Raw genomic sequence first — 3,010 nt, forward strand, 5'->3', positions numbered from 1 at the left:
CGCCTGCAGCAGCAGAACATTAACCAGCAAACAGAAACGTTCACGCTTAACACCCGGGTGCAGCTGGCGCAGCAGCAAACGGAAATAGGCCGCCTGCAGCAAACGCTGGAAAAAGATAACGACATCCTGACCCTGCGCGCCCGGGTAAAAGATGCCAGCGCGGCCCAGCTGGATAACGGGGTTATTACCGTGCATGATTATGTTACCGACCTGAATGCCGTAATGCAGGCCCGGGTAGATCAAAGCACACACCAGGTGCAGCTTGGGCTGGCCCGTATTAATTATCAACTTATAAAAGGTTATTAAATATATGTTACCTGTACTCAAAAACATTTGCACCATGCGTACTGTATTCAATGTTATAGTACTCGCTATTATGCTGCCGGCCTGCCGCTCTAATGATGATAACGCAGACGCCTATGGGAACTTTGAAGCCATAGAAACAGTGGTATCTGCCGAAGGCACCGGTAAGCTGTTATCCTTTGCCGTAGAAGAGGGAATGACCTTACCCGCTGATACCATCGTAGGATGGATAGATTCTACCCAGCTTTCCCTGAAAAAATCGCAGGTAAAGGCCAACATTAAAGCCGTGCTGAGTAAAATACCGGAAACCGCGCCCCAGCTGGAAGTGATCCGCGAACAGATAGCCACCCAAAAACGGGAGCAGCTGCGTATACAGAACCTGGTAAAGGCCAGCGCCGCCACCACCAAACAGCTGGATGATGTTAATGCGCAGGTAGCTGTGCTGGAAAAACAATACCGCTCCCTGGCCTCCACCCTCAATACACAGGTAAGTGGCTACAGCAGCGAAACACAGCCCCTGGAAGCACAGGTGCTGCAGCTCAATGATCAGCTGCGCCAGTCGCGTATAGTGAACCCCGTTAGCGGCACTGTCCTTACCAAGTATGTTGAAAAGGGTGAGGTGGTGAACTATGGTAAACCGTTGTATAAGGTAGCCGACCTTTCCTCCCTGCTGCTGCGGGCTTATGTGGGCGAGGAACAGCTGGGGCTGTTAAAGATAGGCCAGCAGGTAACCGTACGCACCGACCTGCCGGATGGTAAATACCACGAGTGGCCCGGTACCGTAACCTGGGTGTCTGCCGAAGCAGAGTTTACCCCCAAGGAAATACAAACTAAAGAAGAGAGAACTAACCTGGTATACGCCGTAAAAGTGAAAGTGCAGAATGATGGCAGCCTGAAAATAGGTATGCCCGCTGAGCTGAAACTGGCAAAACAATAACTCATGGAAACACCCATTGTTGTACAGGATGTGCACAAAAGTTTCGGCAAGGTAAAAGCCCTGCACAATATTTCTTTCACCGTGAATGAAGGAGAACTGTTCGGGCTCATAGGACCGGACGGCGCCGGTAAGTCCACGCTGTTCCGCATTCTTACCACCCTGCTGCTGGCGGATAAGGGACAGGCTGCCGTGAATGGCCTGGATGTGGTAAAGAACTACAAAGCCATCCGCAAAATAGTGGGTTACATGCCGGGCCGTTTTTCCCTGTACCAGGACCTGACGGTACAGGAGAACCTGGATTTTTTTGCCACCATTTTTAATACCACGGTGGCTGCCAACTATGAGCTGATAGAAGAAATATATGTGCAGATAGCGCCTTTCAAAGACCGGCCGGCAGGGAAGCTTTCCGGCGGTATGAAGCAAAAGCTGGCGTTGTGCTGTGCGCTGGTGCATAAACCGGTAGTGCTGTTCCTGGACGAACCTACTACCGGTGTAGATCCCGTATCCCGCAAGGAGTTCTGGGAAATGCTGCAGCGCCTGCGTAAAAAAGGCATTGCCATCCTGGTATCCACACCGTATATGGATGAGGCCATGCTCTGCGACCGGGTAGCGCTGATCCAGAATGGCAGCCTGCTGGAAATTGATACGCCGCAGCATATCATTGCCCGATACAACAAACCAATGTGGGCCGTTCGCGCTAAACGTATGTACCCGCTGATCCAGGACCTGCGCAGCTTCCCTGAAACAGAGAGCTGTTATGCTTTTGGAGAGTACCTGCACCTTACGCTCAAACACGGGGAGGCCGGCCTGGATAAGCTGCACGCTTACCTGCAGCCTAAAGGGCATGAGGAATTTAGCATACATCCCATACAGGCCGGTATTGAAGATTGTTTTATGGAGCTGATGAAAAGCGAAAAAGTTTAAGTTATGCATCCCATCGTTACTAAAGAGCTTACTAAAAAATTCGGTGCTTTCATAGCCACCAACGCCATAACGTTTGAAGTAAAGGAAGGAGAGATCTTCGGTTTCCTGGGGGCTAACGGCGCCGGTAAAACAACCGCTATGCGCATGCTTTGCGGGCTGTTGAGGCCCAGCAGCGGGGAAGCTAAGGTGGCCGGCTTTGATGTGTACACGCAGGCCGATAAGGTAAAACAAAATATCGGTTACATGAGCCAGCGGTTCTCCCTGTACGAAGATCTGAAGGTAAAAGAGAACATCCGTTTTTACGGCGGCATTTATGGATTAAGCAATAGCGCGATCAAAGAAAAAACAAAACAGCTGCTGCAAAAGCTGCAGATGGAAGCTGAAGCAGAGCAGCTGGTAAGCGCCCTGCCATTGGGCTGGAAGCAAAAGCTGGCCTTTTCCGTAGCCATCCTGCATGATCCGTCTATTGTGTTCCTGGATGAACCTACCGGTGGGGTAGACCCGGTTACCCGGCGCCAGTTCTGGGACCTGATCTACGAAGCAGCCGGCCGCGGGGTAACGGTATTTGTAACCACGCACTATATGGATGAAGCAGAGTATTGTGACCGGATCTCTATTATGGTGGATGGCCGTATACAAGCCCTGGATACGCCCCGGCAGCTGAAAGCGCAGTTCCAGGCTGATTCGATGGATGAGGTGTTCCTGAAACTGGCAAGAGGGAAGTAAAAAGGTAAAAAAGCAAAAAGTAAAAATTAAAAGAAAAAAGAGCGTAAGAAGAAAGGATATGAGCAAAAACAAACAACAAAAGATAAGCCATTCGTAATTGAATAATTCGTAATTGAATCT

3 protein-coding genes and 1 pseudogene are annotated in these 3,010 nt (G+C 50.3%); all 4 read left to right on the plus strand.

Annotated features, from left to right (window positions below; all coding sequences use genetic code 11):
• Positions 1-306 (plus strand): annotated as a pseudogene (locus VIM87_RS10840) (transporter); the annotation flags it as partial.
• A 34-nt stretch (positions 307-340) separates the two neighbouring features.
• On the plus strand, positions 341-1,240 hold the full coding sequence (locus tag VIM87_RS10845; RefSeq protein WP_331997013.1) for an HlyD family secretion protein: 900 nt from the start codon (positions 341-343) through the stop codon (positions 1,238-1,240).
• A gap of 3 nt (positions 1,241-1,243) precedes the next feature.
• Positions 1,244-2,164, plus strand: coding sequence for an ABC transporter ATP-binding protein (locus VIM87_RS10850; protein ID WP_331997014.1), 921 nt, complete (start codon positions 1,244-1,246; stop codon positions 2,162-2,164).
• 3 nt (positions 2,165-2,167) lie between these two features.
• The gene (locus VIM87_RS10855) at positions 2,168-2,890 is read left to right on the plus strand and encodes an ABC transporter ATP-binding protein (protein ID WP_331997015.1); all 723 of its coding nucleotides are present in this window, start codon (positions 2,168-2,170) and stop codon (positions 2,888-2,890) included.
• The last annotated feature ends 120 nt before the right edge of the window (positions 2,891-3,010 follow it).

This window comes from Chitinophaga sp. (assembly GCF_036569125.1).
Classification (GTDB): Bacteria; Bacteroidota; Bacteroidia; order Chitinophagales; family Chitinophagaceae; genus Chitinophaga.

Bases quoted from the DNA above. Each gene is read 5' to 3' on its own strand.
- VIM87_RS10845 (WP_331997013.1), top strand. From the start codon at position 341: ATGCGTACTGTATTCAATGTTATAGTACTCGCTATTATGCTGCCGGCC.
- VIM87_RS10850 (WP_331997014.1), top strand. From the start codon at position 1,244: ATGGAAACACCCATTGTTGTACAGGATGTGCACAAAAGTTTCGGCAAG.
- VIM87_RS10855 (WP_331997015.1), top strand. From the start codon at position 2,168: ATGCATCCCATCGTTACTAAAGAGCTTACTAAAAAATTCGGTGCTTTC.